The sequence below is a fragment of the Nitrobacter vulgaris genome (genome assembly GCF_031453995.1).
GTDB classification, from domain to species: Bacteria; Pseudomonadota; Alphaproteobacteria; order Rhizobiales; family Xanthobacteraceae; genus Nitrobacter; species Nitrobacter vulgaris.
Genome location: NZ_JAVDPZ010000087.1, coordinates 1 through 1,779 on the forward strand (window position 1 = coordinate 1; position 1,779 = coordinate 1,779).

2 protein-coding genes and 2 pseudogenes are annotated in these 1,779 nt (G+C 58.2%); 1 reads left to right on the top strand and 3 read right to left on the bottom strand.

All coding sequences use genetic code 11. The features are described 5' to 3' along the window. Positions 1-114: 114 nt before the first annotated feature. Positions 115-483, top strand: coding sequence for a hypothetical protein (locus tag GGQ85_RS20665; RefSeq protein ID WP_309776082.1), 369 nt, complete (start codon positions 115-117; stop codon positions 481-483). On the opposite strand, the pseudogene GGQ85_RS21055 reads toward GGQ85_RS20665, so the two are convergent. The 3 genes and pseudogenes from GGQ85_RS21055 to GGQ85_RS20675 form a co-directional block, all read right to left on the bottom strand. Further along, positions 473-558: pseudogene (locus GGQ85_RS21055) on the bottom strand (dehydrogenase); the annotation flags it as partial. The gene GGQ85_RS20665 and the pseudogene GGQ85_RS21055 overlap by 11 nt on opposite strands. Before the next feature lie 196 nt (positions 559-754). Next, positions 755-1,027: a hypothetical protein gene (locus GGQ85_RS20670; RefSeq protein WP_309776083.1), complete on the bottom strand. Its 273-nt coding sequence runs from the start codon at positions 1,025-1,027 to the stop codon at positions 755-757. Between the two features lie 611 nt (positions 1,028-1,638). Further along, positions 1,639-1,779 (bottom strand): annotated as a pseudogene (locus tag GGQ85_RS20675) (heat-shock protein); the annotation flags it as partial.

The following is a 1,779-nucleotide window of genomic DNA, read 5'->3' on the forward strand; positions in this document are numbered from 1 at the left end:
ATTTAGCCAAAGCGCCGCGATTAATTAACTCGCACGTCCGGTATGTTAGAGCCCAGGTGCTATGCAAAGCCGCCTCGAGTCGAGACTTGCCGAAGCGTTTCGAGCGGCCGGCACGTGAAGCGGCGCCACCACGCCACCGAAGCGGGACAGGAAAGCGACACGGTTAAGGAACGTTCGCGCTGCCAGGTCTTTGATATTCGAACAGCCATTCAGAAGCGTGCCATGAATAATCGCCAGATGATCGCAGACCAGCTGAGAGAGGTAGAGCGACATGTGGCGCTCAGCGAGACGTACATAGCTCGTCAGTATGATATCGTCTCGGAGTTCGAGCGCGGCGGGTTCGATTTCAGTGCGGATGAGGTCCGAAAGCGGCTCGCTAGCTTGATGGAGTTTCAGAAGGAGCACACCGCGCGTCGCATTCGGCTGGAGCAGACGTTTTGGGGCGCCTCATCTGCGTTCTCTTGCTCGTTGAGTAGGCGATGAGGATGTCCGCGCCCACTCGCGCATATGCGATAGCCACGGCCCGGCCGATATGCCGCTATCCCCGCCGGTGATTACGAAATGGAAGTCTGCAAACGGATCCCACGTCGATACTTGGTGCCTGGTCCAAAGCTTCGAGATAGACGCTGAGCTATCTCAGTCCGAAGAGCCTGCATACGTGGCGTATCTCATAGAAATAAGCCGTCCAACGGTCAGGATGAACGGGAGATTGGGTTACGTCCCGACAAAAAAGGCCAGCCGAGCCTTTTTCTTATCACCAGCCGTACCGGTACGGGTAAACATGGGGATATGGACGGACCACCCGATACGGCGGGCCATAGTAATAACCTGCCGGGCCATAGACGGGCCCATAGTAGACCGGGGGCGCCGCTGCGGCGGCGAACGTTCCCGCGACCAACCCTAGAGCAACCCCAGGGGCGATTGCCGGACCGCCCCAATAGTGATGACGCCAATAAGCCGAGGCCGGCGCAACCGTCCCGATGAGGAGCGTTGCTGCCGCGGCGATTCCAAGAGCAAGCTTTCTCATGTCTTCTACACTCCCAATATCTACGCCTGCGCCAAGTTCTGGATAGCAGCGCGTTCTTCAGCCAATCGCCGGACAACGAACTGACGTTCCAACTCCGTGAGGTCCGTCTGCAGGATCCGCTTGTAGCAACGGATATTGGCTCGATGCGCCCTCATCGACGCAGCTCGCAAGTTCGCTTGTCGTCGCAGACGCGCCAAGTGGTACGCCACTTGAGCGATAGCCGACTGGCTATTAGCGTCTATGTGTCCGGCCGGCACTCGCATCGCCGCTCCGCCGCGTGGTGGCGGATCGTCATCATCCAGGCCGCGTAGAGCGTCCAAAATTTCGCTCAACCGGAGCGGAGCCGTATGCCCCGGAATCATTCTCAACATCGGCGAGGATTCGACCGCATACATATCGGATGCCCAGGCCGATAGAATGGCCCGCTTTTCGTCCGAAGAAAGCTTCCGGTCTTTGAGGACCGCTTGGACGGAGCGGTGATGCGCATCCGGTCTAAACTGCATCGATGCGACTTGATCATCAACGACACGCTTCATCTTCCCCTCCTTCTCCTTTCATGGGGATCGACTGAGAGGGCGGCGACTGCTTGCCGCCCAAGCCGATATGTGCGGTTACGCGACGCGTTTCGTTTCAATCTGCGGATCGGAAGCAGCGCCGATGGGAATGCGCCGAGGTTTCATGGCCTCGGGAATTTCCCTCACGAGCTTGATCTGCAGTAGACCATTCTCGAATGTCGCACCTTCGACTTTGAC

What these genes read in the sequence shown, in the direction of transcription:
- GGQ85_RS20670 (WP_309776083.1), bottom strand. Translation starts at nt 1,027, where the DNA reads ATGAGAAAGCTTGCTCTTGGAATCGCCGCGGCAGCAACGCTCCTCATC.